This is a genomic window from Malikia granosa (genome assembly GCF_002980595.1).
GTDB classification, from domain to species: domain Bacteria; phylum Pseudomonadota; class Gammaproteobacteria; order Burkholderiales; family Burkholderiaceae_C; genus Malikia; species Malikia granosa.
In genome coordinates, this window is sequence record NZ_PVLQ01000007.1 from 29,938 (window position 1) to 56,880 (window position 26,943).

25 protein-coding genes and 1 other RNA gene are annotated in these 26,943 nt (G+C 68.5%); 9 read left to right on the plus strand and 17 right to left on the minus strand.

Translation table 11 applies throughout. The features are described from left to right. Positions 1–20: 20 nt before the first annotated feature. Positions 21–1,679, plus strand: coding sequence for an MBL fold metallo-hydrolase (locus C6P64_RS00840; protein WP_105746701.1), 1,659 nt, complete (start codon positions 21–23; stop codon positions 1,677–1,679). After that, positions 1,672–2,397 carry an RNA pseudouridine synthase gene (locus C6P64_RS00845; protein WP_170073013.1) on the plus strand — a complete coding sequence of 242 codons (726 nt, stop codon included), beginning with the start codon at positions 1,672–1,674 and terminating at the stop codon, positions 2,395–2,397. Before C6P64_RS00840 ends, C6P64_RS00845 begins: the two co-directional genes overlap by 8 nt. A gap of 123 nt (positions 2,398–2,520) precedes the next feature. On the opposite strand, the gene rnpB is transcribed toward C6P64_RS00845, so the two are convergent. Next, positions 2,521–2,876, minus strand: an RNA gene (gene rnpB, locus C6P64_RS00850) — RNase P RNA component class A. Positions 2,877–2,976: 100 nt separating this feature from the next. On the opposite strand from rnpB, the gene cysK reads away from it, so the two are divergent. From cysK to C6P64_RS00865, 3 genes are all read left to right on the plus strand, one after another. Next, complete coding sequence (gene cysK, locus C6P64_RS00855; protein WP_105746703.1) at positions 2,977–3,900, plus strand: cysteine synthase A; 924 nt, start codon at positions 2,977–2,979, stop codon at positions 3,898–3,900. A 181-nt stretch (positions 3,901–4,081) separates the two neighbouring features. Then, a complete protein-coding gene (locus tag C6P64_RS00860) occupies positions 4,082–4,417 on the plus strand; it encodes a hypothetical protein (RefSeq protein WP_105746704.1) in 336 nt (111 codons plus the stop codon). A 119-nt stretch (positions 4,418–4,536) separates the two neighbouring features. Then, positions 4,537–6,369, plus strand: coding sequence for an NAD(P)/FAD-dependent oxidoreductase (locus tag C6P64_RS00865; protein ID WP_105746705.1), 1,833 nt, complete (start codon positions 4,537–4,539; stop codon positions 6,367–6,369). A gap of 95 nt (positions 6,370–6,464) precedes the next feature. Here the strand turns inward: C6P64_RS00865 and htpX are convergent, their stop codons facing one another. The 10 genes from htpX to C6P64_RS00915 all read right to left on the minus strand — a co-directional run bounded on the left by htpX (position 6,465) and on the right by C6P64_RS00915 (position 17,129). Continuing rightward, positions 6,465–7,334 carry a protease HtpX gene (gene htpX / locus C6P64_RS00870; protein ID WP_105746706.1) on the minus strand — a complete coding sequence of 290 codons (870 nt, stop codon included), beginning with the start codon at positions 7,332–7,334 and terminating at the stop codon, positions 6,465–6,467. A gap of 153 nt (positions 7,335–7,487) precedes the next feature. Then, positions 7,488–8,270 (minus strand): DUF3025 domain-containing protein, encoded by a 783-nt coding sequence (locus tag C6P64_RS00875; RefSeq protein ID WP_425436663.1) that lies wholly within the window; start codon positions 8,268–8,270, stop codon positions 7,488–7,490. Next, entirely contained in the window at positions 8,255–9,286 is a 1,032-nt protein-coding gene (pyrC, locus tag C6P64_RS00880) for a dihydroorotase (protein WP_105746707.1), read from the minus strand. The genes C6P64_RS00875 and pyrC overlap by 16 nt, the downstream gene beginning before the upstream one ends. 81 nt (positions 9,287–9,367) lie before the next feature. Continuing rightward, a complete protein-coding gene (locus tag C6P64_RS00885; protein ID WP_105746708.1) occupies positions 9,368–10,105 on the minus strand; it encodes an amino acid ABC transporter ATP-binding protein in 738 nt (245 codons plus the stop codon). Positions 10,106–10,129: 24 nt separating this feature from the next. Next, complete coding sequence (locus C6P64_RS00890; RefSeq protein WP_105746709.1) at positions 10,130–10,801, minus strand: amino acid ABC transporter permease; 672 nt, start codon at positions 10,799–10,801, stop codon at positions 10,130–10,132. 1 nt (position 10,802) lies between these two features. Further along, on the minus strand, positions 10,803–11,558 hold the full coding sequence (locus C6P64_RS00895) for an amino acid ABC transporter permease (RefSeq protein WP_105746710.1): 756 nt from the start codon (positions 11,556–11,558) through the stop codon (positions 10,803–10,805). Between the two features lie 63 nt (positions 11,559–11,621). Further along, positions 11,622–12,521 (minus strand): transporter substrate-binding domain-containing protein, encoded by a 900-nt coding sequence (locus tag C6P64_RS00900; RefSeq protein ID WP_105746711.1) that lies wholly within the window; start codon positions 12,519–12,521, stop codon positions 11,622–11,624. Between the two features lie 120 nt (positions 12,522–12,641). Then, positions 12,642–13,571 (minus strand): LysR substrate-binding domain-containing protein, encoded by a 930-nt coding sequence (locus C6P64_RS00905; RefSeq protein WP_105746712.1) that lies wholly within the window; start codon positions 13,569–13,571, stop codon positions 12,642–12,644. Between the two features lies 1 nt (position 13,572). Further along, positions 13,573–15,462 (minus strand): ABCB family ABC transporter ATP-binding protein/permease, encoded by a 1,890-nt coding sequence (locus C6P64_RS00910; protein ID WP_105746713.1) that lies wholly within the window; start codon positions 15,460–15,462, stop codon positions 13,573–13,575. Positions 15,463–15,764: 302 nt separating this feature from the next. Further along, on the minus strand, positions 15,765–17,129 hold the full coding sequence (locus C6P64_RS00915) for an AmpG family muropeptide MFS transporter (RefSeq protein ID WP_105746714.1): 1,365 nt from the start codon (positions 17,127–17,129) through the stop codon (positions 15,765–15,767). A gap of 57 nt (positions 17,130–17,186) precedes the next feature. Between C6P64_RS00915 and C6P64_RS00920 the strand changes: the two genes are divergently transcribed. Then, complete coding sequence (locus C6P64_RS00920; protein WP_105746715.1) at positions 17,187–18,068, plus strand: M48 family metallopeptidase; 882 nt, start codon at positions 17,187–17,189, stop codon at positions 18,066–18,068. A gap of 18 nt (positions 18,069–18,086) precedes the next feature. Here the strand turns inward: C6P64_RS00920 and C6P64_RS00925 are convergent, their stop codons facing one another. Together C6P64_RS00925 and C6P64_RS00930 are read right to left on the minus strand one after the other, a co-directional pair. Then, complete coding sequence (locus C6P64_RS00925) at positions 18,087–18,725, minus strand: MBL fold metallo-hydrolase (RefSeq protein WP_105746757.1); 639 nt, start codon at positions 18,723–18,725, stop codon at positions 18,087–18,089. A 28-nt stretch (positions 18,726–18,753) separates the two neighbouring features. Beyond that, positions 18,754–20,685 carry a GspE/PulE family protein gene (locus C6P64_RS00930; RefSeq protein ID WP_342747505.1) on the minus strand — a complete coding sequence of 644 codons (1,932 nt, stop codon included), beginning with the start codon at positions 20,683–20,685 and terminating at the stop codon, positions 18,754–18,756. Between the two features lie 125 nt (positions 20,686–20,810). On the opposite strand from C6P64_RS00930, the gene C6P64_RS00935 reads away from it, so the two are divergent. Continuing rightward, positions 20,811–21,206: a glycerate kinase gene (locus C6P64_RS00935; RefSeq protein ID WP_105746758.1), complete on the plus strand. Its 396-nt coding sequence runs from the start codon at positions 20,811–20,813 to the stop codon at positions 21,204–21,206. A 15-nt stretch (positions 21,207–21,221) separates the two neighbouring features. On the opposite strand, the gene C6P64_RS00940 is transcribed toward C6P64_RS00935, so the two are convergent. Then, positions 21,222–22,025, minus strand: a complete 804-nt coding sequence (locus C6P64_RS00940; protein ID WP_105746717.1) for an exodeoxyribonuclease III — start codon at positions 22,023–22,025, stop codon at positions 21,222–21,224. Between C6P64_RS00940 and pyrE the strand changes: the two genes are divergently transcribed. Further along, entirely contained in the window at positions 22,024–22,728 is a 705-nt protein-coding gene (gene pyrE / locus C6P64_RS00945) for an orotate phosphoribosyltransferase (protein ID WP_105746718.1), read from the plus strand. The two genes, C6P64_RS00940 and pyrE, sit on opposite strands and share 2 nt — an antisense overlap. 44 nt (positions 22,729–22,772) lie before the next feature. Continuing rightward, positions 22,773–23,462, plus strand: coding sequence for a DUF4124 domain-containing protein (locus C6P64_RS00950; protein WP_146115836.1), 690 nt, complete (start codon positions 22,773–22,775; stop codon positions 23,460–23,462). A 64-nt stretch (positions 23,463–23,526) separates the two neighbouring features. Here the strand turns inward: C6P64_RS00950 and gatB are convergent, their stop codons facing one another. Genes gatB through gatC form a run of 3 tightly spaced genes read right to left on the minus strand, consistent with a single transcriptional unit; the run spans position 23,527 to position 26,791 of the window. Beyond that, positions 23,527–25,002, minus strand: coding sequence for an Asp-tRNA(Asn)/Glu-tRNA(Gln) amidotransferase subunit GatB (gatB, locus tag C6P64_RS00955; protein WP_105746720.1), 1,476 nt, complete (start codon positions 25,000–25,002; stop codon positions 23,527–23,529). Continuing rightward, positions 24,999–26,495: an Asp-tRNA(Asn)/Glu-tRNA(Gln) amidotransferase subunit GatA gene (gene gatA / locus C6P64_RS00960; protein ID WP_105746721.1), complete on the minus strand. Its 1,497-nt coding sequence runs from the start codon at positions 26,493–26,495 to the stop codon at positions 24,999–25,001. The genes gatB and gatA overlap by 4 nt, the downstream gene beginning before the upstream one ends. Further along, positions 26,492–26,791, minus strand: coding sequence for an Asp-tRNA(Asn)/Glu-tRNA(Gln) amidotransferase subunit GatC (gene gatC, locus C6P64_RS00965; RefSeq protein ID WP_105746722.1), 300 nt, complete (start codon positions 26,789–26,791; stop codon positions 26,492–26,494). Before gatC ends, gatA begins: the two co-directional genes overlap by 4 nt. Between the last annotated feature and the right edge of the window lie 152 nt (positions 26,792–26,943).

The window sequence follows — 26,943 nt, forward strand, 5'->3', positions numbered from 1 at the left end:
GCCACTATCCCCTCCTTCACATGCCACGCCAGACCCAACTCCTGCACCCTCCGCATCGCCCTGCTCCGGCAAGGCCGGCCGCCACCCTGTTGCTGCTGCGTGACGGCGTCGAGGGGCTCGAAGTGCTGTTGACCCGACGCTCGACGCAAGCCCGCTTCGCGCCAGGGGCCTATGTGTTTCCGGGCGGCAGCCTGGACGCCGCCGACGCGCAGTCCCATGGACTGGCCAGCCGACGGCCGCAGCAGGACGACGCGCAGCTGACCCATGCGATCGCCGCGATCCGCGAGAGCTTCGAGGAGCTCGGCGTGCTGCTGGCGCTGCATGCCGACGGCCGCTGGGTCGATCAGCAGGATCTCGATGCGCTCGACCGCCAGGGCGATTTCGCCGCCCAATGCGCCGCGCGCGGGCTGACGCTGGCGGCGGACCGGGTCTACTGGCTGGCGCACTGGATCACCGACCGCGACCTGCCGATCCGCTTCGACGTGCCCTTCATGGTCGCGCGCATGCCCGACGGCCAGCAGCCGGTGGCCGACGAGAGCGAGCAGTTCGAGCCGGTCTGGCTGCGGCCGCAGGACGCACTCGCGCGCCACGCGGCCGGCGAGCTGCACCTGATCCACCCGACGATACGCACGCTCGAATGGCTGGCCGCGCAAGCCAGCGTGGATGCCGTGCTGGCGCTCAGCGCCACGACCGAGCAGCCGCTCTGGACCAGCTGCCCGCGCGGCGGCTGGCTCGGCGGGCGCAAGGTCTCGGTGATGGAGCATGAGCCGGCCCATGGCGAGCTCGAACTGTGCTGCCCCGACGGCCAGCTGGCGCACGCGCTGGACTGGCAGACCGACCATGCGGTCAGGCTGCTCAGGAACGTCCAGCGCCTGACCGCGCCCAACCCCGGCTTCATGACCGGCCCCGGCACCAACAGCTACCTGGTCGGCGACCCGGCGACCGGCCATGTCGCGATCGACCCCGGTCCGGACGAACCCGAGCACATCGAGCGGCTCTGGAGTGCCGCCGGCGGCGACATCCGTGCGATCGTCTGCACCCACTCGCACCCCGACCATTCGCCCGGCGCGGCGCGGCTGCAAGCGCTGGTCGAGCAGACCGGCCGGCCCAGGCCGCCCATCCTGGGCCTGGCCAGCGGGCCACACTCACGCCATGACAGCCGCTTCACGCCCGAGCGCGAGCTGGCCGATGGCGAACGGCTGTTGCTGTGCGGTGCGGCGGGCGAGGCCAGGCATGTGCTGCGCGTGCTGCACACGCCAGGCCATGCGGCCAACCACCTCTGCCTGCTGCTCGAGGAGGACGGCCTGCTGTTCAGCGGTGACCATGTGCTCAACGGCAGCACGACCCTGGTCGCGCCGCCCGACGGCAACATGAACGACTACCTGGATTCGCTCGACAAGCTGCTGGCGGCCTGCTCCGAATGGCAGGTCGAATTCATCCTGCCGGCGCACGGCCATGTGCTGGGCAGTGCGGCGCAGGCGATCGAACGCCTGAAGGCGCACCGGCTGGCACGCGAGACCAAGGTCGCCGCCGCGATGCGCGCCCTGCCCGACGGCCAGCTCGACGACTGGGTCCGGCTGGCCTATGACGACGCGCCCGAGCGACTGTGGCCGATCGCCAAGCTGTCGCTGCAGGCGCATGTGCAAAGAATCGAAAGCCTGGGAGGCTTCAATGTCTGACTATCAAAAATCCGCCGGCGAACGCCTGGCCAAGCGCGTCGCCGCCCTGCAGGGCTGCTCGCGCGCCGAGGCCGAGCGCCTGATCGAGGGCGGCTGGGTCCGCGTCGCCGGCCGCGTGGCCGACGACCCGGCGCAACGCGTGCAGGACGAGGCGATCGAGATCGACGCCCAGGGCCTGGGCGAGACCCTGCTGCCGGTCACCCTGCTCTGGCACAAGCCGGTCGGCATCGCACTGGCCGAGGGCCAGCCGCTCGCCGGCCTGATCCAGGCCGAGGGCGAACTCAGGCCCTGGCACCTCAAGCACCTGCGCTGCGCCAGTCCGATGCCGGCGGCCTGCAGCGGACTGGCCGTGTTCGCACAGAGCCCGGGCGTGCAGCGCAAGCTGCACGAGGACGCGCTGCTGCTCGAGCATGAATGGATGCTGGACCTGCCAGGCGCGGTCGCAGCCAACCGGCTCGAGGCGCTGGAACAGTCGGTGGACCAGCTGGCCCCCGGGCCACGCACGCCCTACCTCAAGCTCAGCGTGGGCAGCCGCAGCGAGGAGCGTAGCCGGCTGCGGCTGGCACTCAAGGGCTACGCGCCCGAACGGCTGCCGCAATGGCTGGCGCAAGCCGGCCTGAAGCCGCAAGCCCTGCAGCGCCTGCGCCTGGGCCGGGTCGCGCTGGGCCAGGTGCCAGCCGGAGCCTGGCGCCTGCTCGGCATGCACGAACGGTTCTGAAGCCGGGCTGAACGCACCATCCCGAGCGAGTCGCCGCCGTCGGGGGCCCCGGGCGAGTGACCGCCGCCAGATCAAGAAACAAAAAGCCAGGCGCGGTATGCCCGGGCCTGGCTCTGGAATAAGTTGTGAAGTCTGCCGATACGCCGGATTCTGTGCACCGGGAACTTCTTGCGAAATCCCCGGCGTGACCGCCATTCATCTTGGCCATGGGTCACCCACATGGCTCGGTGCCACCTACCCGCCAACTCTGCGGAACCACATCGACGCTGGCCTACTTGGTGTTGCTGCGCGTAGAGATTGCCCGTTTCACCCCCAAGGCTCCTGCCGCCGGAGCGGATGGTTCCAAGGGACTCGTCTCTGTTGCTCTGATCCTCACCTCGCGGTGGAGAGCCGTTAGCTCCTACGCTGTCCTATGCAGTCCGGACGTTCCTCCAGCGCGCCCTTTCGGGACTTGCGCCAGCGACGGCCTAGCAGACTTCACAGACCGGATTATCGCGCTTTCCGTATGAGCTTATGCGGACAACGCGCTATCGATTGCGCCAAAATGGGATTTTTCATCCTTTCCCCACCGGAGACCCCATGAAAGCCGACCATATCCTGGCCACCATCGGCAACACGCCGCATGTCCGCATCAACCGACTGTTCGCCACTTTCCCGCAGGCCCAGGTCTGGATCAAGTCCGAGCGCAGCAACCCGGGCGGCTCGGTCAAGGACCGCATCGCGCTGGCCATGGTCGAGGATGCCGAGCAACGCGGCCTGCTCAAGCCGGGCGGCACCATCATCGAGCCGACCTCGGGCAACACCGGCATCGGCCTGGCCATGGTCGCGGCGGTCAAGGGCTACAAGCTGATCCTGGTCATGCCCGACAGCATGTCGATCGAGCGCCGCCGCCTGATGCAGGCCTATGGCGCGAGTTTCGACCTGACCCCGCGCGAGAAGGGCATGAAGGGCTCGATCGCGCGCGCCGAGGAACTGGTCGCGCAGACGCCCGGCGCCTGGATGCCGATGCAGTTCGACAACCCGGTCAACACCGAGATCCACAGCCGCACCACGGCGCAGGAAATCCTGGCCGACTTCCCCGAGGGACTGGACGCCATCATCACCGGCGTCGGCACCGGCGGCCACCTGAGCGGCGTGGCGCGCGTGCTGAAGGCCCAGTGGCCGCAGCTCAAGGTCTACGCGGTCGAGCCGAGTGCCTCGCCAGTGATCTCGGGCGGTGCTCCGGCGCCGCACCCGATCCAGGGCATAGGCGCCGGCTTCGTCCCGAAGAACCTCGATACCACGCTGCTCGACGGCGTGATCCAGGTCGAGGCCGAGGCGGCGCGCGAGTACGGTCGCCGCTCGGCGCGCGAGGAAGGCATGCTGGTCGGCATCTCCTCGGGCGCCACCCTGGCAGCAATCGCGCAGAAGCTGCCCGAGCTGCCGGCTGCGGCCCGCGTGCTGGGCTTCAACTACGACACCGGCGAGCGCTATCTGTCAGTCGAGGGCTACCTGCCGGCCTGAGCGCAGCACGCAAGGGCAGCGGCCGACCCCGCTGCCCCGGTACGCCACGAGCGGCTGGACAGGGAGGTTGCAAAACATTGCACAGGTAACGGGCGGTAAACCTTAACTCGGCGCTAAGTCTGGGTGATCAGCATGGAGCTTGTCAGGGATGTCCCTGATTCACCACCGAGAGGCAAGTACCATGAAGAAGTCCCTGTTCGCCCTGTTGTCCGCCGCCGCGATCACCCTGAGCGCCCAGGCACAGACGCCTGCCACGCCGGCAGTCCCCGCCACGCCTGCCGTCAAGACCACGGGCAGCGAGGCGAAGACGCCGGCCGCCCCGACCGAGCTCAAGCAGGCGCCCCAGGCTGCCGCCAAGGACCTGCCCAAGAAGGTGAGCAAGGCCAAGAAGGCCGCCAAGAAGAAGCCGGCGCCTATCCCGGCTGCCAAGGCCGCCGCTCCTGCTGTGCCCGCAACGCCTGCCAGCGCGGCGGTCCCGGCGACTCCGGCTGTCCCGGCCCTGCCAGCCCAGAAATAAGTCCAAGCTCCTCCGTCCGGCCAGCCCGATTGCCGGAGGCTGTCAGCGCGAAAGGCGGACCCCAAACGGGCAAAGTCCTTATCATCGGCGGCTCGATTGCTTGATCACCACGAGCCACCATGATCCGAATCTCCGAACTCAAACTCCCGCTGACCGCGCTGCCGGTCGAGACCCGCCGCGCCGCCGACGCCCCGACCGAGACCGACCTGGACCGGCTGCCGCCGCCGCATCCGGTCACCGAACTGCGTCGGCTCGCCGCGCAGGCGCTCGGCATCGCCGAAGGCCAGATCGCCGAGCTGCAGGTCTTCAAGCGCAGCTTCGACGCGCGCAAGGCCGAGCTGCTGGCGGTCTTCATCTGCGACCTGAGCCTGGCCGATCCGGCGCAGGAAGCCGATCTGCTGGCCAGGTTCGAGAAGACCCCTCACATCAACCGCACGCCTGACATGAGCTGGCAGGCCCCGGCCCATGCACCGGCCAACTGGCCGGCCGACCAGGCCGAGCGCCCGGTGGTGGTGGGATTCGGTCCCTGCGGCATCTTCGCGGCACTGGCCCTGGCGCAGATGGGCCTGAAGCCGATCGTGCTCGAGCGCGGCCGGCCGGTGCGCCAGCGCACCAAGGACACCTGGGGCCTGTGGCGCAAGAAGGTGCTGACGCCCGAATCCAACGTGCAATACGGCGAAGGCGGCGCCGGCCTGTTCTCGGACGGCAAGCTCTACAGCCAGATCAAGGACCCACGCTTCCTGGGCCGCAAGGTGATGCAGGAATTCGTCGACGCCGGCGCGCCGCCCGAGATCCTCTACATGGCGCACCCCCACATCGGCACCTTCAAGCTGGTCAAGGTGGTCGAGGCGATGCGCGAGAAGATCATCGAGCTCGGCGGCGAGATCCGCTTCGAGCAGCGCGTGACCGGGCTACTGCTCGAGCCGGCCGCCGGCGGCGCTGCGCCGGAGGGCTTCCAACCCCAACGCGTGCGCGGCCTGAAGGTGCAGGACCTGGCCAGCGGCGCAACCCGGGAGCTGGCCGCAAGCCGGGTCGTGCTCGCGCTCGGCCACAGCTCGCGCGACACCTTCGCGATGCTGCACGACGCTGGCGTCTACCTGGAGCCCAAGCCGTTCTCGATCGGCGTGCGCATCGAGCATCCGCAGAGCGTGATCGACCAGTCGCTCTGGGGCCGCCACGCCGGCCACCCGCTGCTCGGCGCCGCCGCCTACAAGCTGGTGCACCACGCCGACAACGGGCGCGCGGTCTACAGCTTCTGCATGTGCCCGGGCGGCACCGTGGTCGCTGCGACCAGCGAGCACGAGCGCGTCGTCACCAACGGCATGAGCCAGTATTCGCGCGCCGAGCGCAATGCCAACGCCGGCATGGTGGTCGGCATAGCCCCGGCCGACTATCCGACCGACGAGGCGGCCTGGATCGCCGCCTTCGGCGCAACGGATGGCGCACGCTACCTGGCCCAGGCGCAGGCCATGCAGGCGCGCGGCCAGACCCATCCGCTGGCCGGCGTGGTGTTCCAGCGCCAGCTCGAGAGCCTGGCCTTCGAGGCCGGCGGACGCGACTACCAGGCGCCGGGCCAGCTGGTCGGCGACTTCCTGGTCGGCAAGCCCTCGGCTGAGTTCGGCGCCGTCCAACCGTCCTACAAGCCCGGCGTCAAGCTCGGCGACCTGAGCCAGGTGCTGCCCGGGTTCGCAGTCGAGGCCATGAAGCAAGCGCTGCCCGTCTTCGGGCGCAAGATCAGGGGCTACGACATGGCCGATGCAGTGATGACCGGGGTCGAAACCCGCACCAGCTCGCCGCTGCGCATCACGCGCGGCGAGGACTGCCAGAGCCTGAACGTCGCGGGGCTCTATCCGGCCGGCGAAGGCGCGGGCTATGCCGGCGGCATCCTGTCGGCCGGCGTCGACGGCATCAAGGTCGCGGAAGCCGTGGCGACCGCGACGCTCGGCACGTAAGCCATCAGACCCCTCATCGCGGCGCCAGACAGGCAGCGCTCAAACACAAAGGCCGGCTGCAAAGCCGGCCTTTGTCCATTTCAGTCGCCCAGGGATCAGGACTGCTGCAGGCGCGCGATGCGCTCCTCCAGCGGCGGGTGGGTCGAGAACAGCTTGCCCAGGCCGCCGGCAATGCCCATCGCCGCCATGCTCTGCGGCAGCGCGCCCGGCTCCAGGCCGCCCAGGCGAGCCAGCGCATTGATCATCGGCTGCTTGCGGCCCATCAGCCAGGCGGCGCCGGCGTCGGCGCGGAACTCGCGCTGGCGGCTGAACCAGGCCACGATGATGCCGGCCAGGAAGCCGAGCACGATCTCCATCACGAAGCTGGTGACCATGTAGCCGATGCCGGGGCCACTCTCGCGCTCGTCGCCCTTGCGCAGGAAGCTGTCGACCGCGTAGCCGACCACCCGGCTCAGGAACACGACGAAGGTGTTCATGACACCCTGGATCAGCGTCATCGTCACCATGTCGCCGTTGGCGATATGCGCGACCTCGTGGCCGATCACGGCCTCGACCTCCTCGTGGGTCATGCCGTGCAGCAGTCCGGTCGAGACCGCCACCAGCGAGGCGTTCTTGCTCGCGCCGGTCGCGAAGGCATTGGGCTCGCCGTCGTAGATCGCGACCTCGGGCATCGCGATGCCGGCCTTGTCGGCAAACTTCTGCACCGTGTTGACGATCCAGGCCTCGTCGGCGTTGCGCGGCTGGTTGATCACGACCGCGCCGGTGCTCCACTTGGCCATCGACTTGCTCATCAGCAGCGAGATGATCGAGCCGCCAAAGCCCATGATCAGCGAGAAGCCCAGCAGCGCGCCGAGGTTCAGGCCGTTGGCCGTCAGGAAGCGATCCACTCCCAGCAGTCTGGCGGTGATGCTCAGCACCAGCATGACCGCCAGGTTGGTCAGAACGAAAAGCGCAATGCGTTTCATGACAGCAAGAACTCCCAAGTTGAAATGATCAGCGGGGTGCCAGTCGCCCGTTGCCAGCCCCGGTCCAGCGCCCCCTTTCGCCCTGATATGGGGACGGACGCGAGGCGCTTCAAGCCGTCCACCTTAGCATGGGACGGTGAATGGCGTGCCAGTTCAGGGCATTCGCGCCGGCCGGAACACCTGGGCATCGGCGTAGAAGACGGGGTCCTCGTTGGCCGGCCACCAGCCCGGCCGTCCCAGCACCGGCAGCGGCGCGTAGGGCTTGGTCGCCAGCCAGTCGGGCGTGAGCTGGCCAGCCAGCCAGTCGTCCCAGGGATGGACCGTGGCTGCACCTGCGCCAGCCGGAACATCGGTCGGCACCGGCAGCCGCAGCACATGGGCCGTGATCGACTTGTAGGGCGCGACCAGCTTTTCGGTCAGCGCATGGCCGAACAGCAGCAGCGTGGACTGGGCCCAGAGCGGGCGCAGCTCGACGAACAGGCGCTGCCAGTCGCGCGCCAGCAGCGCCTGCCAGAGCGGCTCGGGCGCCTGCAGCAGTGCGGCGTTCTCGTCGAACAGGGTCAGCGCATCGCGCAGCGGCCCGCGCCGGGCTCCGACGCCGCCCGCGGCCGCGATTGCCTGCGCCTGCAGCCGGTTCAGCCGCAGCTTGGTGGCGGGAAAGCGCATCCAGCACAGCGCGTTGAAAAAGTCGTGCAGGCCCTCGCGCGTCGGTACGCCGCCGGTCGCGAAGATATGCGCCTCGTAGGCCACGCCCTCGGGCAGCTCGGCCTGCGGCACGAAGCGCACAGGCGCCAGCCCGGCGGCATTGAGCGCCGCCGGCAGGTCGCCGCGGGCCTGCGCGTTGGCCGCGATCGCCTCGCCCGGCTGGCGCCAGGGCGTCAGCCAGGGCTCGGACCAGTCGATCTGCCGCGAGAAATGGCTCAGACCAGCTTCCAGGGCAGCGCCTCGCCCGCACGCAGCGGCTTGAGTTCGGCCTCGCCGAAGGCAAAGGAAGCCGGCGGGGTCCAGCTTTCCTTGCGCAGCGTGATGCGGCCCTGGTTGCGCGGCAGCTGGTAGAAATCCGGGCCGTTGAAGCTGGCGAAGGCTTCCAGCTTGTCGAGCGCGCCAGCGGCATCGAAGGCCTCGGCATACATCTCGATCGCCGCATGCGCGGTGTAGCAGCCGGCGCAGCCGGTCGCGTGCTCCTTCAGGTGGGCCGGATGCGGCGCGCTGTCGGTGCCGAGGAAGAACTTGGGCGAACCGCTGGTCGCCGCGGCCACCAGGGCCTGGCGGTGCGTCTCGCGCTTCAGGACCGGCAGGCAGTAGTAGTGCGGGCGGATGCCGCCGGTGAAGATCGCGTTGCGGTTGTAGAGCAGGTGGTGCGCGGTGATGGTCGCGCCCAGGTACTGGTCGGCCTCGGCCACGTATTGCGCGGCCTCCTTGGTCGTGATGTGCTCCATCACGATCTTGAGTTCCGGGAAATCCTTGCGCAGCGGCGCGAGCTGCTGCTCGATGAACACCGCCTCGCGGTCGAACAGGTCGATGTCGGGACTGGTGACTTCGCCGTGCACCAGCAGCAGCACGCCCTCGCGCTGCATCGCTTCCAGCGTCTGGTAGGTCTTGCGGATGTCGGTCACGCCGGCATCGCTGTTGGTGGTGGCACCGGCCGGATAGAGCTTGAGCGCGACCACGCCGGCGGCCTTGGCACGCGCGATCTCCTCGGGCGGCAGGTTGTCGGTCAGGTAGAGCGTCATCAGCGGCTCGAAGCTCATGCCCTGTGGCACGGCGGCCAGGATGCGCTGCTTGTAGGCCAGGGCCTGCTCGGCGGTCGTGACCGGCGGCTTGAGGTTGGGCATGATGATGGCGCGGCCGAACTGCGCGGCCGTGTGCGGCACCACGGTGTGGAGCGCGGCGCCATCGCGCACATGCAGGTGCCAGTCGTCGGGGCGGGTGATGGTGATCTGTTGCGTCATGTCGCCATTGTCCCAAATCCGGCGCCGACCGCCCAGGAAAAAGGCGCCACCCGGGCGCCCGTCCTGCCTGCGATCAGGTCCTCAGTGCTGCAGGATCTTGTTCAGGAAGTCCTTGGTGCGCGGCTGGCGGTTCTCCGGCTGGCTGAAGAACTCGCGGGTGCTGCAGTCCTCCAGGATCTTGCCGCCGACGTCCATGAAGATCACCCGGTCGCTGACCTTGCGCGCAAAACCCATCTCGTGCGTCACGCACATCATGGTCATGCCCTCGCCGGCCAGGCCGACCATGACGTCGAGCACCTCGCCGACCATCTCGGGGTCGAGCGCCGAGGTCGGCTCGTCGAACAGCATCACGATCGGGTCCATGCTGAGCGCGCGCGCGATCGCGACCCGCTGCTGCTGGCCGCCCGAGAGCTGGCCTGGGAACTTGTCCTTGTGCGCGCCCAGGCCGACCCGGTCGAGCATCTTGAGGCCACGCCGCTTCGCGTCATCGAGGTTGCGGCCCAGCACCTTGATCTGGGCCAGGGTCAGGTTCTCGGTCACGCTCAGGTGGGGGAAGAGCTCGAAATGCTGGAACACCATGCCGACATGGCTGCGCAGCTTGGGCAGGTCGGTCTTGGGGTCGTGCACGGCCTTGCCGTCGACCCAGATCTCGCCCTGCTGGATCGGCTCGAGCGCGTTGATGGTCTTGATCAGCGTCGACTTGCCCGAACCGGACGGGCCGCAGACCACCACCACCTCGCCCTTCTCGATCCGGGTCGAGCAGTCGTTGAGCACCTGCACCGGGCCGTACCACTTGGACACATGCTTGAGTTCAATCATCGGATTCTCCTTCGGTACCGGCTGTCAGCGCACGATGGCGATCTTGCGGTGCAGGCGCTTGACGCCCGCCGACAGCGCATAGCAGATCGCGAAATAGAGCACGGCCGCCGCGAGATAGGCCTCGATCGGGCGACCGAAGTTCTTGCCGGCGACCTCGAAGCCCTTGAGCATGTCGTAGGCGCCGATCGCGTAGACCAGCGAGGTGTCCTGGAACAGGATGATGGTCTGCGTCAGCAGCACCGGCAGCATGTTGCGCAGCGCCTGCGGCAGCACGACCAGCCTCATGTTCTGGCCATAGCTCATGCCCAGCGCCAGCCCGGCCTGGACCTGGCCGCGCGGGATCGACTGGATGCCGGCGCGCATGATCTCGCTGAAATAGGCCGCCTCGAAGGCGACGAAGGTGATCACCGCCGACAGCTCGGCGCCGATCGGACGGCCGATCAGCAGCGGCACCAGCAAGAAGAACCACAGGATCACCATCACCAGCGGGATGCTGCGCATGCCGTTGACATAGACCGTGGCAGGCATGGCCAGCCAGCGCCGGCCCGACAGCCGCATCAGCGCCAGCAGGGTGCCGAACAGCACGCCGCCCAGCGTCGCGATCAGCGTCAAGGTCAGGCTGAAGCCCAGGCCCTTGAGCACGAAGTTCTGCAGCAGGTCCCAGTTGTAGAAGGACCAGTCGAGTTGAAGTCCCATCTCAATGTCCTCCCGTGCCGCCGCTGGCGATGAAGCCCGGCACCCGGGCCCGCCGCTCGACGAAGGCCATCACGCGGTTGATCGCGAACGCCGACACCACATAGAGCCCGGTCACGGCCAGGTAGACCTCGACCCCGCGCGCGGTCTCCTCCTGCGCCTGCATCGCGAACATGGTCAGCTCGGCGACCGAGACCGCGAAGGCGACCGACGAGTTCTTGAAGATGTTCATGGTCTCGCTGGTCAGCGGCGGGATCACGATGCGCAGCGCCATCGGCAGCAGCACGTAGCGGTAGGACTGCGCGGTCGTCATGCCGAGCGCCATCGCCGCGTAGCGCTGGCCGCGCGGCAGCGCCTGGATGCCGGAGCGCACCTGCTCGGCGATGCGCGCCGAGGTGAACAGGCCCAGCGCCAGCACCACCAGCACGAAGCCCGGCACCGCCTGCAGCGCCGGGAACAGCGTCGGCAGCACGTGGTACCAGAGGAAGATCTGCACCAGCAGCGGGATGTTGCGGAACAGCTCGACCCAGGCATTGCCGAGCCGAACCACCCAGGGGCTGCCGGGCAAGGTGCGCAGCGTGCCGACCAGGGCGCCGACGACCAGCGCCAGCAGCAGCGCCAGCAGCGAGACCGACACCGTCCAGCCCCAGGCCGACAGCAGCCAGTCCAGGTAGGTGATGTCGCCGCCCTGGCCGAAGCAGCTCGAACCTGCCTCACGCGTGAGGGTGTCCTCGCAGAATACCTGCCAATCCCAGCTCATGCGGACCTCCTCGTGCAGCGAAAAAACCAGCCCCGACCGTCGGGGCTGACATCGACGCGAAGTTTACTTCTTCGCGTACTCTTCCATCGGCTTGTCGTTCGGGTTGGCCCAGGCGGCCTTGGTGCTGTCGGTCAGCGGCATCTTCAGGTTGACGTTGGCCGGCGGGATCGGCTGCATGAACCACTTGTCGTACAGCTTGGCCAGCGAACCGTCCTTGATCTGGCGCTTGATGCTGTCGTCGACCGCCTTCTTGAAGGCCGGGTCGTCCTTGCGCAGCATGCAGGCGATCGGCTCGACGCTCAGCACCTCGTCGAGGATCTTGAACTCGCCCGGATTCTTCGACTTGGCGATGTTGGCGGCCAGGATGGACTTGTCCATCACGAAGGCCTCGGCGCGGCCCGACTCGAGCAGCAGGAAGCTGTCGGCGTGGTCCTTGCCGTAGACCTCCTTGAAGTCGATGCCGCTGGCGCGCTCGTTCTTGCGCAGCGTCTGGACCGAGGTGGTGCCGGTGGTGGTGGCGACCGACTTGCCGTTCAGGTCCTTGACCTGATGCACGTTGGAGTTGGTGCGCACGGCAATGCCGACTTCCTCGACATAGGTGGTGACGGCGAAGGCCACGTCCTTCTGGCGCGCAGCGTTGTTGGTGGTCGAGCCGCATTCGAGGTCGACGGTGCCGTTCTGCAGCAGCGGGATGCGGTTCTGCGAGGTCACCGGCTGGTACTTGGTTTCCAGCTTGCTCAGGCCGAGCTGCTTTTGCAGGTCGGCGATGATGCGCTCGCCCATCTCGGTATGGAAGCCCACGTACTTGCCGTTGCCCAGGGTGTAGCCCAGGCCCGAGGATTCGCGCACCCCGAGGGTCACGCTGCCGCTGCCCTTGATCTTGGCCAGGGTATCGTTGGCCTGGGCCCAGACGGAACCGGCACAAGCCGCGGTCAATGCAATAGCCAGGATGCTCTTCTTCATCTCAAGGTCCTTTATCGGTCGGGGGAAACGGTGATGCCCCATTCTAGGGCGCGGGCCGAGGGACTGCCATAGGATCTACCCGGCCCCGACCCGGACAAGCAGCAAAAAGCGCGCCAGGGATCAGCCCGGACCGGACTGGGTGGCCGCCACGTCGTCCCAGAACTTCTGCGCCGCGCTCTTGGGCCGGCGCGCGCCTGGGCGCTCGCGGTAGAGCCGGATGTCCAGCCTCGCCTCGCAGGCCAGCTCGGGGCCGGCCGCGGCGACCAGCTGGCCGGCGCGCAAGGCTTGCTGGACCGAGCTCGCCGGCAGGAAGGCCACGCCATGGCCGGCGATCGCCATCGCCTTCAGGCTCTCGGACATGTCGGTCTCGTAGACCCGCTCGGGATGGAAGTTCGCCCCGCCCTGGCGCAGCACCCAGTCGACGACGCGGCCGAGATAGGCCCCCGGCGCATAGGCCAGGTAGGGCCAGGGCTGCTCGGCGCTGCCGGGCAGGCGGTGCAAGGGGCTGCCGTCCTCGTTCGGACGGACATAGGGCGCCAGCACCTCCTGGCCGAGCGACAGCATCTCGTAGCGCTCGGCGTCGAGCTGGATCGGCTGCGAGGTATGCTGATAGGTGATCAGCAGGTCGCAGCTGCCCTCCATCAGGCGCAGCACCGCGTCATGGACGTTGAGCGCGATCAGCCGGGTCTTGACCGGCCCGACCGCCTCGCGCAGGCTGGAGAGCCAGGCCGGGAAGAAGGTGAAGCCCAGCGTGTGCGGCATCGCGAACTCGATCTGGTCCTGGCCGGTCGGACAGTACGGGCGCAGCATGTTGCGGGTCGCCTGCAGCGCGGTGAGGATCTCGAGCGCCTGGCCGTACAGGGTCTGGCCGGCCGGCGTGAGCCGGGTCGGGTAGCTGCTGCGGTCGACCAGGTCGGTGCCGGCCCAGGCCTCGAGCGACTGGATGCGGCGCGAGAACGCCGGCTGCGTCACATGGCGCAACTGGGCCGAGCGGCTGAAGCTGCGCGTCTCGGCCAGGCTGACGAAATCCTCCAGCCACTTGGTATCCATCTCAGGCGTCCGCTGGGGTCACGACGGTCTCCTCGGCGCCGCTTTGCTGCAGCGCCCACATCTGGGCATAGCGGCCATTGCGCGCCAGCAGCTCGGCATGGGAGCCGCGCTCGATGACATGACCATGCTCGAGCACGATGATCTCATGCGCGTCGACCACGGTCGAGAGCCGGTGCGCGATCACCAGCGCGGTCTTGTCGCGCGCCGCGCTGCGCAGTTCGGACTGGATCGCGCGCTCGTTGGCCGAGTCGAGCGCCGAGGTCGCCTCGTCGAAGATCAGGATCGGCGGGTTCTTCAGCAGGGTGCGCGCGATCGCGACGCGCTGCTTCTCGCCGCCCGACAATTTCAGGCCGCGCTCGCCGACCACCGTGTCGTAGCCCTTGGGCAGCTTCAGGATGAAGTCGTGGATATGCGCCGCCTGGGCCGCGGCGATCATCTCGTCCTGGCTTGCATCCGGGCGGCCGTAGCGGATGTTGTAGCCGATGCTGTCGTTGAACAGCACCGTGTCCTGCGGCACGATGCCGATCGCGCGCCGCAGGCTGGACTGGGTGACCTGGCGGATGTCCTGGCCCGCGATGCGGATCGCGCCGGCCAGCTCGGGTGCCAGTCCTGCGCCGCCGACATCGTAGAAGCGGTACAACAGGCGCGCCAGCGTGGACTTGCCGGAGCCCGACGGTCCGACCACCGCCACCGTCTTGCCGGCCGGCACGGTGAAGCTGATGCCGTGCAGGATCTCGCGCGCCGGCTCGTAGGCGAAGCGCACCGACTCGAAGCGCAGCTCGGGCGGCCCGTCCAGCGCCAGCTCGGGCGCGCCCGGCGCGTCGGCGATCTCGCGCTCGCGATCGAGCAGGTTGAACATCTTGTCGAGGTCGGTCAGGCTCTGCTTGATCTCGCGGTACAGCACGCCCAGGAAGTTGAGCGGGATGTAGAGCTGGATCATGAAGGCGTTGATCATCACCAGGTCGCCCAACGTCATGCCGCCCTGGGTGACGGCGCTGGTGGCGCGCCAGAGCATGGCGACCAGCGCGGTCGCGATGATCAGCTGCTGGCCGGCATTGAGCAGCGACAGCGTGGTCTGGCTCTTGACGCGGGCGCGGCGCAGCCGCTCCAGGCTCTCGCCGTAGCGGCGCGACTCGAAGGCCTCGTTGTTGAAGTACTTGACGGTCTCGTAGTTGAGCAGCGAATCGACCGCGCGCGTCTGGCTGGCCGACTCGAGCTCGTTCATCTCGCGCCGGTACTGGGTACGCCACTCGGTGACCTTGACCGTGAAGAGCACATAGGCGCCCAGGGCGGCCAGCGTGGTCCAGACATACCAGAGCTCGAACTTGGTGCCGAGCAGCGCCAGCACCAGCACCACCTCGAGCAGGGTCGGGAAGATGCTGTAGAGCGAATACGAGATCAGCGACTGCACGCCACGGGTGCCGCGATCGACGTCGCGCGTCATGCCGCCGGTCTGGCGCTCGAGGTGAAAGCGCAGGCTCAGGCCATGCAGGTGGCCGAACACCTGCAGCGCGATCGCGCGCGTCGCGCCCTCGGTCGCCTTGGCGAAGATCAGCTCGCGCAGCTCGGTGAACAGGCTGGTCGAGAAGCGCAGCAGGCCATAGGCCAGCAGCAGGCCGATCGGCACCACCAGCAAGGCGGCCTGCCCGGCCTCGAGACCGGTGCGCGGCGTCAGCGCGTCGACCAGCTCCTTGAGCAGCAGCGGCACGCCGACGTTGGCCAGCTTGGCGCCGACCATGAAGGCCAGCGCCAGCGCGACGCGCCAGCGGTACTGCCAGAGATAGGGCAGCAGGCGACGCAGGGTGGCGGCGTCCGAGCGCTCGGGCCGGGCGGAGGCGGCCCCGGCAGGGGCGGTGGCGGCGGTAGGGCTGGGGGGGGCGAGGTGGCGCATCGGCAAAACGATCAAGAAACGCGCTGATTGTGCGCCCATCGCCGCCATCCTGGCCGGCTTCTGGCAGGATGTCCCGTCTGGGACCAGGGCACAAGGGACAAAAAAACGCCGCCCAGCTGGGCGGCGGCAAGTCCTAGAGGACGTCGTTGGAAATCAGGCAGCAGGTGATGACGCGGTCTAGAGGCCGGCATTCACCCGCAGCGACAGTCTTGTGCTGGGAAAGTGTGACAACAATTGCCGCTATTGTGCATCAGCCAGGACAGGGGACCCAGGCCCGGGATGAAAGAAATACGGGAAAACCACTAGCCTGATGTCCTGGCCTGCACCCGGGAGGCCAGCCAGACCAGCAGCAGCACCGGCAGGCCGAGCAGCGCGGTGCCGACGAAGAAGCTGCTGTAGCCATAGGCATCGACGAAGACGCCCGAATAGCCGGCCAGCCACTTGGGCGCGAGCAGCATCATCGAGCTGAACAGCGCGTACTGGGTGGCCGAATAGCTCACATGGGTCAGGCTCGAGAGGTAGGCGACGAAGGCGGCCGAGGCGATGCCCGAGCTCAGGTTGTCGGCGGCGATCACCGCGATCAGCGCCAGCAGGTCATGGCCGTGCCAGGCCAGCCAGGCAAACAGCAGGTTGCTGACGGCGCTCAGCAAGGCGCCCAGCATCAGCACCCGCATCACGCCCCAGCGCAGCGCCAGCGCACCGCCGGCAAAGGCCCCGGCCAGGGTCATGATCACGCCATAGACCTTGGTGACGGCGGCGACCTCGTCCTTGCTGTAGCCCATGTCGACGTAGAAGGGGTTAGCCATGATGCCCATCACCACGTCGCTGATGCGGTAGACCCCGATCAGCGCCAGCAGCAGCAGGGCCTGGGAGCCGTAGCGCTGCAGGAATTCGGCGAAGGGCTCGACCATGGCCTCGCGCAGCCAGGTCGCGAAGTCGCGCGCTGGCGGAATCTCGCGGCGCAGCGGCTCGGGCGAGAGCAGCACGGTCAGCAGGCCGATCGCCATCGAGCCGGCCATGACCAGGTAGGCGCTGCGCCAGGCCGTCTGCTGGTAACCGGCCGCCAGCGCTGGTGCGAGCTCGGCGCGCGCGGCCAGCCAGAGCACCCCGGCGCCGGCCCAGATCATCGCGAGCCGGTAGCCGGTCTGGTAGCAGGCGACCAGCGCCCCCTGGTGCCGGGCATCGGCCGACTCGATGCGGAAGGCATCGAGCGCGATGTCCTGCGTCGCCGAGGCAAAGGCCACCAGCAGGGCCCAGCCCACCATGGTCTGCAGGTCGGAGCGCGGGTCGGTCAGCGCCATGCCGACCAGGCCGGCCATGACGCAGGACTGGGACAGCAGCAGCCAGGCGCGGCGCTGGCCGAGCCAGCGGCTCAGGCCCGGCAGCGGCAACCGGTCGACCAGCGGCGCCCAGCACCACTTGAAGCCATAGGCCAGTCCGACCCAGCTCAGGTAGCCGATGGTGGCGCGGTCGAGTCCGGCCTCGCGCAGGCGAAAGCTCAGGGTGCCGAGCACCAGCAGCAGCGGCAGGCCGGCGGCAAAGCCGAGCGCGAACAGGCGCAGGCCGGCGGGCTCGAGGTAGACGTGCAGGGTGGCGCGCCAGGAAAGCGGCGGCTCGGACTGCGGTTCGGCCAGCGTGGCGGCGGGACGGGGATCGGATGGAGGCATGTACAGCTTGAAACAGAAAACCTGCGCGGGCGGCAGGCTTTTGTCTATTATTGGCGCATGTGCTGGCTTTGCGACGCGAAATCCACTCTTTCAGCCCCGACCGGTAGCCTTGATGAAGGGCAGGCCGGGCCCTGGTCGCCGCGGCGCGGCTTCCTGCTGGCCGGCGCAGCGGTGGCCACCGGACTGGCGAGCGCCACGGCGCAGGCCCAGGTCGATGTCGGCGAGGCCTCGGCGCTGCGCAACCTGGTGCCGGCCGAGGAACTCGAGAGCGCGGCGCGGCAGCAGTACGGGGAAATGCTCGAGCAGGCGCGGGCGAAGGGAGCGCTGGCACCCGACCAGCATCCCCAGCTGCAGCGGCTGCGCCAGATCGCGCGGCGCCTGATCCCCTACACCGCGCCGTGGAACTCGCGCTCGCGCGGCTGGCAATGGGAGGTCAACCTGATCGGCAACCCGCAGGTCAACGCCTTCTGCATGCCGGGCGGCAAGATCTGCTTCTACACCGGCATCCTCGACAAGCTCAAGCTCGGCGACGACGAGGCCGCGATGGTCATGGGCCACGAGATGGCGCACGCCTTGCGCGAGCATGCGCGCGAGCGGCTGGCCAAGACCCAGGCCACCAGCCTGGGACTGACGCTGGGCGCACGCCTGCTGGGGCTGGGCCAGCTCGGCGAGGTCGCCGCCGACCTCGGCACCCAGCTGCTGAGCCTCAAGTACAGCCGCGATGACGAGACCGAGGCCGATCTGGTCGGACTCGAGCTCGGCGCGCGCGGGGCCTACGACCCGCAGGCCAGCGTCTCGCTCTGGCGCAAGATGATGGCGGCCAACGGCCGCGGCGGACCGGGCTTCCTGTCGACCCACCCGAGCGGTCCGAACCGGATCCAGGAGCTGCAGGACAACCTGCCCCGGGTGATGCCACTCTACCAGCAGGCCAGGGGCTGAAGCCGGGCCGGAACGCGCTCAGGTACCGCGCACATAGGGGTTCATGCGCCGTTCGCGGCCGAAGCTGCTCTCGGGGCCATGGCCCGGAATGAAGATGGTGTCGTCGCCCATCGGCCACAGGCGCTGCGTGATGCTGGCGATCAGCTGCTCGTGGTTGCCGCCAGGGAAGTCGGTGCGGCCGATGCTGCCGGCGAACAGCACGTCGCCGACGAAGGCGCGCTGGGCCTCGGCCGAATGGAACACCACATGGCCCGGCGTATGACCCGGACAGTGGCGCACCGTCACCTCGCTGCGGCCCAGCTGCAGCCGGTCGAGGTCATGCAGCCAGCGCGTCGGCGTGAAATGGCCAGCCGGCGGGAAGCCGAACTTGACGCTCTGCATCGGCAGGCCGTCGATCCAGTACTGGTCGCCCTCGTGCGGACCGATGATAGGCAGGCCCAGGCGCTTGGACAGCTCGGCGGTGCCGCCGGCATGGTCGATATGCGCGTGCGTCAGCCAGATCTGGCCGAGCTTGAGCCCGAGCCGGTCGACCTCGGCCAGCACCAGTTCGAGGTCGCCGCCCGGATCGATCACGGCGGCGTCGAGCGTCTGGTCGCACCAGACGAGCGAGCAGTTCTGCTGGAAGGGCGTGACGGGTATCGTGAGGTATTGCAGCATGCGCCCCATTGTAGGCAAGCCAGGTCACTCACATATTGGTCGCGGCGATCACCTCGGCCAGGTCGGTCAGGCCGGCAACCACCTTCTCGATGCCGTCCTGGCGCAGCGTGCGCATGCCGGCGCCGAGCGCCGACTCGCGGATCTCGCCGGCCGGGGCACGGTGGCGGATATGGTGGCGGATCTGCTCGTCGTTGAGCATCAGCTCGTAGATGCCGAGCCGGCCCTTGTAGCCGCGCTGCTCGCAGGCCTCGCAGCCATGCCGCACGAAGCTGTGCAATCGACGGACCCCGAAGGCGTCGGGCCGGCCATGGTCGCGCCGCCAGCGCTCGATCAGCGCCGCGACCTCGCGCGGCTCGTGCGGTGAATGGCCGTCGAGGTACTGGTGGGCCAGGGCCTCGATCTCCTCCGCGGCGGCCGGGCGGATCTCGACGCATTGCTGGCACAGCCGGCGCACCAGGCGCTGGGCCAGGATGGCCAGCAGCGAGTCCGAGAAGTTGAACGGATCGAGCCCGATCTCGAGCAGCCGGGCGATGCTCTCGGGCGCCGAATTGGTGTGCAGGGTCGACAGCACCAGGTGGCCGGTCAGCGAGGCCTCGATGGCGATGCGCGCGGTCTCCTCGTCGCGCATCTCGCCGATCATGATCACGTCGGGATCGGCGCGCAGGAAGGTCCGCATCGCATTGGCGAAGGTCCAGCCGATGCGCGGATTCATCTGCACCTGGCGCAGGCCCTCCTGGGTGATCTCGATCGGGTCCTCGGCGGTCCAGATCTTGCGATTCTCGGTGTTGATGTCGCTGATCAGCGAATGCAGGGTGGTGGTCTTGCCGCTGCCGGTCGGGCCGCAGACCAGCACCAGGCCGTAGGGCTTGAGCGCCAGCCGGCGCAGCTCGGCCAGGTTGTCGGCACTCAGGCCGATCGAGTCGAGCGGCATCGGCTTGGAGCCGGCCAGCAGGCGCAGCACGACATCCTCGAGCCCGCTGTGGGTCGGCACGGTCACGACCCGCAGTTCGGTCTTGCTGCCGCCGAAGCGGGCGAAGTCGATCTTGCCGTCCTGCGGCTTGCGGTGCTCGGAGATGTCCATCCCCGCCATGATCTTGATGCGCGCGACCAGCGCATAGCGGAAGCGCGACTCGACCTCGAGGTAGCGCCGCAGCTCGCCGTCGATGCGGAACCTGATCCTGACCTTGCGCGGCGCGGGCTGGGTCTCGATGTGGATGTCGGAGGCCTTCTGCGCGATCGCCTCGGCGATCAGCGAGTTGATCAGGCGCACCAGCGTGTTGTCCGATTCGCTGACGACATCGGCCTCGGGCTCGCGGCCGACTTCCGCGCCGGCCTGCAGGTCGTTGACCAGGTCACGCGACGAGGCGCGGCTGACCTCCTTGGACCTGGGCAGCTCGCCGGCGCCGAACTGCGGCTCGTAGGCGCGCGCGACCGAGGGCATCAGCGTGCCGGGCGCCGCCAGCACCGCGACGATGCGGCGCTGGGTCATGAAGCGCAGTTCGTCGAGCAGCCGCTTGTCGAGCGGATCGGCCATCGCCAGCACCAGGATGTCGTCCTGCAGCAGCAGCGGCAGCACCGCCTCGCGCTCGGCAAAGCTACGCGGCACCAGCGCCAGCGCCTCCTGGTCGAACAGGTAGAGCGAGGGATCGAGCACCCGGTTGCCGAGCCAGCCCGCGATCACGTGGCGCAGCTGGGCCTCGGTCAGCAGGCCGCTCTCGACCAGCTGCTGGCCGAGCTGGCGCTGGATGCCGAGCGAGCGCTGCTGGGCCTGGGTCGCGAGCGCCTCGGACAGCTGCTCGACCGTCAGCAGGCCGCTGCGCACCAGCGCATCGCCGAGATGGCGCGCGCCATGGGCGGAGGACTGCGGGTTCTGCAGCAGCTGCCAGAGCTCGTCCGGCATCCTGGGCCTGGGATAGGCCGAGGCGGCAACAGCGACAGGGTCGGAAGAAAGGTCTGGCAAGTTCTGGCCCGGATCGAAAACGAGCGACGAGCCCCATGCCCGCCGGCTGGCCGGTTCATTGTGCCGATTTTTTCCGGTCAGGTCACGACCGAGCGATGCGGGCCGGCTGCGGCGACAATGCCGGCATGAAATTCCAAAGCATTCTGTTGTGGAGCGGCGTGGCGGCCTTGCTGGTGCTGGCGCAGTCGCAATTCGGCTGGCCCGGCCTGGCTTTCGCGGGCGCCGGCCTGGTGATGTGGCTGCTGCTGCACTTCACGCGCCTGATGGGCGTGATGAAGCGCGCCGCCAACCGGCCCGTCGGCCATGTCGACAGCGCGGTCATGCTCAACGCCAAGCTGCAGCCGGGACGCCCGCTGATGCACGTGATCGCGCAGACGCGCGCGCTCGGCGAGCGCCTGTCGGACGAAGGCGCGCAGCCCGAGGTCTATCGCTGGCGCGATGGCTCGGGCTCGAGTGTGAGCTGCGAGTTCGAGGGCGGCAAGCTTGCGCGCTGGAAGCTGGAGCGACCGGAGCAGGACTGAGCGGCCGGAACGGGCTCACAGCGTCCAGTCGTACTCGATGGTCAGCGGCGCGTGGTCGCTGAACCATTGCTCCTTGTAGATGCTCGCGCGGCGCGCCTGTACGGCCAGCGCCGGGCTGGCCAGCTGGTAGTCGATGCGCCAGCCCACGTTCTTGGCGCGCGCCTGGCCGCGGTTGCTCCACCAGGTGTAGCTGCCCTCGCCTTCCTCGGGGTGCAGATGGCGGTAGACGTCGACCAGGCCGGCCTCGTCCAGCAGCTTGCTCATCCAGGCGCGCTCCTCGGGCAGGAAGCCGCTGTTCTTGAGGTTGCCTTTCCAGTTCTTCAGGTCGATCTCGCGGTGCGCGATGTTGACGTCGCCGCACAGCACGTAGTCGCGCTCGGCGTTCATGCGCTGCAGCTGGGGATAGATCAGCTCGAGAAAGCGGAACTTGGCCTGCTGGCGCTCCTCGCTCGACGAGCCGCTCGGAAAGTAGCAGCTGACGAGGCTGCGCTTCTTGGACAGCGTATCGAAGCGCAGCTCGACGTAGCGGCCCTCGGCGTCGAACTCGGGCTCGCCCAGGCCGACGATCACCTCGCTGGGCTCGTGCCGGCTGTAGAGCGCGACGCCCGAATAGCCCTTCTTCTCGGCATAGTGGAAATAGCCCTGCAGGCCGGCGAGCTGCTCGAAGCGGCCGGCCACGTCGGTGCCCTGCGCCTTGAGTTCCTGCACGCCAATACAATCAGGCGCCTGGGCTGCGACCCAGTCTTCCAGCCCCTTGGAAGTGGCGGATCGGATGCCGTTGAGGTTGAGGCTGGTGAGTTTGAACAAGGAATTTCCCATGGTGGTTGAAGCGAACAAGCCGGCGTCGGACGACGCACTGGCGCTGGAATTTGTGCAATTTTCCGTCGAATCGGGCGTGCTTCGCTTTGGCGAGTTCAAGACCAAGGCCGGTCGCCTGAGTCCCTACTTCTTCAATGCCGGCCTGTTCGACGATGGCGCCAAGCTGGGCCGGCTGGCGGCCTTCTACGCCCGGCGCATCCAGGCCAGCGGCCTGGAGTTCGACATGATCTTCGGCCCGGCCTACAAGGGCATCCCGCTGGCGGCGGCGGTCGCGATCGAGCTCGCGCGGCTGGGCGTCAACAAGCCCTTCGCCTACAACCGCAAGGAAGCCAAGGACCATGGCGAAGGCGGCAGCCTGGTCGGCGCCCCGCTGCAGGGCCGGGTGCTGATCGTCGACGACGTGATGAGCGCCGGCACCGCCGCGCGCGAGTCGATCGCGCTGATCAAGGCCGCAGGCGCCATCCCGCATGCGGTCGCGATTGCGCTCGATCGCCAGGAGATGGCGACCGAAGTCACGCCGGACGGCGTGCGCGACGTGCCCTACAGCGCGGTGCAGTATGTGCGCGGCCAGCTCGGCCTGCAGGTCTGCGCGATTGCGCAACTGTCCGACCTGCTGCATTATCTGCAGCAGCAGGTGGGCGGCGAGATGGCCGAGCACCGCGACCGGGTCCAGGCCTACCGCGACCGCTACGGCGTGGCCTGAGCCCGCCCGCCTCGGCAGAGGCCAAGGACGGAGGAACAGCGATCATGGCAGACCAGCCCGTCGGGTCCAGGCCTGGTGCCCAGGCGGCGGTCTGGTGCGGTCTGGTGCTGCTCGGCGGCGCGGGCAGCCCGGGTCTGGCCTGGGCCCAGGACGAGGGCTTCGCGGCCGGCGGCCAGCCCAGCATCTATGTCTGCGTCGATCCCGGCGGACGACGCATCACCGCCGACCGGCCGATTGCGGAATGCATGGCAACGGGCCAGCGCGAACTGCGGGCCAGCGGCGAGCTCAAGCGCATCGTCCCGCCGGTCCTGACGGCCAGCGAGCGGGCCCAGGAGGCCGCTCGGCTCGAGCAGGAGGCCAACCTGCAGATCCATCTCAAGGAAGACCGGCGCAGGGACCGCGCGCTGGTGCTGCGCTACCCCGATCTGGCGGCCCATGCCAAGGCCAGGGCCGAATGGCTGGCCCAGCAGGACGGTCTGCTGGCCGCGATGCGGATGCGTGAATCCGAGCTGAGCCGACAAGGCCAGGGCATAGCGGCCAAGCTCGAGCTCTACCGCCAGAAGCATGGCCTGGCACCGGCCGGGCTCAGGCAACTGGAGCAGGAAAACGTGCGCCAGCGCGCCTTGCAGTCGGCCCAGCTGGCGGCCCAGCTGCGCGAGCGCGCGCGCATCGAACAGCGTTTCGACGAGGAACTCGTGCGGCTGCGCCAGCTCTGGGCACCGGCCGGGCGCTGAAGCCGGCGCCAGCCGGCATCAGGCCGCGACAACAACCCGGCGCAGGACGGGCTGTTGTGGCGGGTCAGCCCAGGCGGGCTTTCAGGACCTCGTTGACCTGGGCCGGGTTGGCCTTGCCCTTGCTGGCCTTCATGACCTGGCCGACCAGCGCGTTGAAGGCCTTGTCCTTGCCGGCGCGGTATTCGGCGACGTTCTTCTCGTTGGCCGCCAGCACCTCGTCGACGATGGCTTCGAGTGCGCCGCTGTCGTTCATTTGCTTCAAGCCCTTGGACTCGACCAGCGCATCGATCTGCGCCAGCGGTTCGCCCGCAGGCACCTCGCCGGCCCACAGCGCATCCATCACCTGCTTGGCGGCGTTGTTGCTGATGGTGCCGTCGGCGATGCGCTGGATCAAGGCCGCCAGCTGGGCGGCAGCCACGGGCGCAGCGGCAATGTCGCGCTCCTCGGCGTTCAGGCGACGCGAGACCTCGCCCATGACCCAGTTGCTGACCAGCTTCGGCTGGCCGCAGGCCTTGGCCGCCGCCTCGAAATAGGCCGCCATCGCCGGGCTCTGCGTCAGCGTGGTGGCGTCGTACTCGGGCAGGCCGTAGTCGGCGACGAAGCGCTCGGCCTGCGCGCGCGGCAGCTCGGGCATTTCGGCGCGCACCCGCTCGACCCAGTCGCGCTCGATGACCAGCGGCGGCAGGTCCGGATCGGGGAAGTAGCGATAGTCGGCCGCGTCCTCCTTGGTGCGCATAGCGCGCGTCTCGCCGGTGTCGGGGTCGAACAGCACGGTGGCCTGCTCGATCTCGTAACCGTCCTCGATCTGCTCGATCTGCCAGCGCACCTCGAAATCGATCGCCTGCTGCATGAACTTGAAGCTGTTCAGGTTCTTGATCTCACGGCGGGTGCCCAGCGGCGCGCCGGGCTTCCTGACCGAGACGTTGGCGTCGCAGCGGAAGGAACCTTCCTGCATGTTGCCGTCGCAGATGCCGATCCAGGTCACGATCTTGTGCAGCTCCTTGGCATAGGCCACGGCCTCGGCGCTGGAGCGGATGTCGGGCTCGGTGACGATCTCGAGCAGCGGCGTGCCGGCGCGATTCAGGTCGATGCCGGACAGGCCGTGGAAGTCCTCGTGCAGCGACTTGCCGGCGTCCTCCTCGAGGTGGGCACGCACCAGGCGCACGGTCTTCTTCTCGTCGCCGAGGTAGAAGGACACCTCGCCGCCCTGCACCACCGGGATCTCGAACTGGCTGATCTGGTAGCCCTTGGGCAGGTCGGGGTAGAAATAGTTCTTGCGCGCGAAGATGCTGCGTTCGGCCACATGCGAGCCGACCGCCAGGCCGAACTGGATCGCGCGCTCGACCGCGCCACGGTTCATGACCGGCAGCGTGCCGGGCAAGGCCAGGTCGACCGCGCAGGCCTGGGTGTTGGGCTCGGCGCCGAAGGCGACGCTGGCGCGGCTGAAGATCTTGCTGTTGGTCGAGAGCTGGGCATGGGTCTCGAAGCCGATCACGACCTCGTAGCCCTGCACCAGCAGGGAGGCTTGCTTCTTGCTCATGCGAACTCCTTGGGCGCGCGCTGGTGCCAGTCGGTGGCGCACTGGAAATGGTGGGCGGCGCCCAGCAACTGGGACTCCTGGAAGTAGTTGCCGATCAGCTGCAGGCCGACCGGCATGCCATCAGCACCGAAGCCGGCCGGCACGCTCATGCCCGGCAGGCCAGAGAGCGAGGCCGGCAGGGTGTAGATGTCGGCCAGGTAGGCCGCGACCGGATCGTCCGACTTGGCGCCGATCTTCCAGGCCACGCTGGGCGCGACCGGACCGGCGATCAGGTCGCATTGCGTGAAGGCGCTCTGGAAGTCCTGCGCGATCAGGCGGCGGATCTGCTGCGCCTTCAGGTAGTAGGCGTCGTAGTAGCCATGGCTCAGCACATAGGCACCGGTCAGGATGCGGCGCTGCACTTCCTCGCCAAAGCCCTCGCTGCGCGACTTCTTGTACATGTCGGTCAGGTCGGCATACTTTTCGGCGCGGTGGCCGAACTTGACGCCGTCGAAGCGGCTCAGGTTGGAGCTGGCCTCGGCCGGGGCGATGATGTAGTAGGCCGGGATCGCCAGCTCGGTGCGCGGCAGGCTGATGTCGACCAGGGTCGCGCCGAGCTTCTCGTATTCGGCCAGCGCGGCATGGACCGCCGCCAGCACGTCGGGCGCGCAACCGGCGCCAAAGAATTCCTGCGGCAGGCCGATGCGCAGGCCCTTCAAGGGCTGGGTTGCCGTGGCCTCGGGCGACAGCGGCAGTCCGAGCGCGGCGGCGTAGTCCTCGGCCGGCCGGTCCAGGCTGGTCGAGTCGCGGTCCAGGTCGGGGCCGGCCATGGCCGACAGCAGCAGCGCGCAGTCCCTGGCGCTGCGCGCCATCGGGCCAGCCTGGTCCAGGCTCGACGCATAGGCCACCATGCCGTAGCGCGAGCAGCGACCATAGGTCGGCTTGATGCCGGTGATGCCGGTGAAGCTCGCCGGCTGCCGGATCGAGCCTCCGGTGTCGGTGCCGGTGGCGGCCGGCGCCAGGCGCGCGGCCACGGCGGCCGAGGAGCCACCCGAGGAGCCGCCCGGCACCCGGGTCTTGTCCCAGGGGTTGAGCGCGGGGCCGTAGGCCGAGTTGTCGTTGCCCGAGCCCATCGCGAACTCGTCGCAGTTGAGCTTGCCCAGCGTCACGGCGCCGGCCGCGGCCAGCTTCGCGACCACGGTGGCGTCGAAGGGGCTGCGGTAGTTTTCCAGCATCTTCGAGCCGGCGGTGGTCGGGAAATCCTTGGTGACGAACAGATCCTTGTGCGCGATCGGCACGCCGAGCAGCGGCGTGCGCTCGCCGCTGTCGAGCCGCGCATCGGCGGCACGGGCCTGGGCCAGGCTGACCTCCGGGTCGAGCGCCAGGTAGGCGCCGAGGTCGGCGTTGGCCTGGGCGCGGTCCAGCAGGGCCTGCGTGACTTCGACGCTAGAGACTTCGCGCGCAGCCAGCTTGGTGGCCAGGGCGCTCACATCCAGTTGATACAGCTCGCTCATTCGATCACCTTGGGCACGAGGAACAGGCCGTTCTCGACGGCCGGGGCGCTCTTCTGGTTGGCTTCGCGCTGGTTGGCTTCGCTCACCACGTCGTCGCGCAGGCGCAGCGCGACCTGGCCGATCACGGCGGTTGGGTGCGCGAGCGGCTCGACACCGGCGGTATCGACCGCTTGCATCTGCTCGACCAGGTCGAAAAAGCCGTTGAGCCGGGTCAGCATGCGCTCGGCTTGCGCCTGGTCGAGCTCGAGCCGCGCGAGATGGGCGATGCGCCCGATATCTGGCAGGGTCAGGGACATTGCGGGGTCCAGAAAGTGGGACAGATCCGGCTTCGCAACCGGAACTTCGTTACAAAAAAGCTTGCCGCCAAAAGGCCTTAGAGACAGGCCATTGCGGTATTATCCCCCGTTTGGCGACCGCTGCGGCTACCGCGTTCTCGCGCGCCAAGCAC

Excerpts from the sequence above, each read along its gene's own strand:
- C6P64_RS00915 (WP_105746714.1), bottom strand. The coding sequence starts at position 17,129 with ATGCCTCCATCCGATCCCCGTCCCGCCGCCACGCTGGCCGAACCGCAG.
- C6P64_RS00925 (WP_105746757.1), bottom strand. The coding sequence starts at position 18,725 with ATGCTGCAATACCTCACGATACCCGTCACGCCCTTCCAGCAGAACTGC.
- pyrE (WP_105746718.1), top strand. The coding sequence starts at position 22,024 with ATGGTGGTTGAAGCGAACAAGCCGGCGTCGGACGACGCACTGGCGCTG.
- C6P64_RS00910 (WP_105746713.1), bottom strand. The coding sequence starts at position 15,462 with ATGCGCCACCTCGCCCCCCCCAGCCCTACCGCCGCCACCGCCCCTGCC.
- gatB (WP_105746720.1), bottom strand. The coding sequence starts at position 25,002 with ATGAGCAAGAAGCAAGCCTCCCTGCTGGTGCAGGGCTACGAGGTCGTG.
- C6P64_RS00950 (WP_146115836.1), top strand. The coding sequence starts at position 22,773 with ATGGCAGACCAGCCCGTCGGGTCCAGGCCTGGTGCCCAGGCGGCGGTC.
- C6P64_RS00885 (WP_105746708.1), bottom strand. The coding sequence starts at position 10,105 with ATGATTGAACTCAAGCATGTGTCCAAGTGGTACGGCCCGGTGCAGGTG.
- pyrC (WP_105746707.1), bottom strand. The coding sequence starts at position 9,286 with ATGACGCAACAGATCACCATCACCCGCCCCGACGACTGGCACCTGCAT.
- C6P64_RS00845 (WP_170073013.1), top strand. The coding sequence starts at position 1,672 with ATGTCTGACTATCAAAAATCCGCCGGCGAACGCCTGGCCAAGCGCGTC.
- cysK (WP_105746703.1), top strand. The coding sequence starts at position 2,977 with ATGAAAGCCGACCATATCCTGGCCACCATCGGCAACACGCCGCATGTC.
- C6P64_RS00840 (WP_105746701.1), top strand. The coding sequence starts at position 21 with ATGCCACGCCAGACCCAACTCCTGCACCCTCCGCATCGCCCTGCTCCG.
- htpX (WP_105746706.1), bottom strand. The coding sequence starts at position 7,334 with ATGAAACGCATTGCGCTTTTCGTTCTGACCAACCTGGCGGTCATGCTG.
- C6P64_RS00900 (WP_105746711.1), bottom strand. The coding sequence starts at position 12,521 with ATGAAGAAGAGCATCCTGGCTATTGCATTGACCGCGGCTTGTGCCGGT.
- C6P64_RS00865 (WP_105746705.1), top strand. The coding sequence starts at position 4,537 with ATGATCCGAATCTCCGAACTCAAACTCCCGCTGACCGCGCTGCCGGTC.
- C6P64_RS00920 (WP_105746715.1), top strand. The coding sequence starts at position 17,187 with ATGTGCTGGCTTTGCGACGCGAAATCCACTCTTTCAGCCCCGACCGGT.
- C6P64_RS00940 (WP_105746717.1), bottom strand. The coding sequence starts at position 22,025 with ATGGGAAATTCCTTGTTCAAACTCACCAGCCTCAACCTCAACGGCATC.
- C6P64_RS00890 (WP_105746709.1), bottom strand. The coding sequence starts at position 10,801 with ATGGGACTTCAACTCGACTGGTCCTTCTACAACTGGGACCTGCTGCAG.
- gatA (WP_105746721.1), bottom strand. The coding sequence starts at position 26,495 with ATGAGCGAGCTGTATCAACTGGATGTGAGCGCCCTGGCCACCAAGCTG.
- C6P64_RS00905 (WP_105746712.1), bottom strand. The coding sequence starts at position 13,571 with ATGGATACCAAGTGGCTGGAGGATTTCGTCAGCCTGGCCGAGACGCGC.
- C6P64_RS00935 (WP_105746758.1), top strand. The coding sequence starts at position 20,811 with ATGAAATTCCAAAGCATTCTGTTGTGGAGCGGCGTGGCGGCCTTGCTG.
- gatC (WP_105746722.1), bottom strand. The coding sequence starts at position 26,791 with ATGTCCCTGACCCTGCCAGATATCGGGCGCATCGCCCATCTCGCGCGG.
- C6P64_RS00895 (WP_105746710.1), bottom strand. The coding sequence starts at position 11,558 with ATGAGCTGGGATTGGCAGGTATTCTGCGAGGACACCCTCACGCGTGAG.
- C6P64_RS00860 (WP_105746704.1), top strand. The coding sequence starts at position 4,082 with ATGAAGAAGTCCCTGTTCGCCCTGTTGTCCGCCGCCGCGATCACCCTG.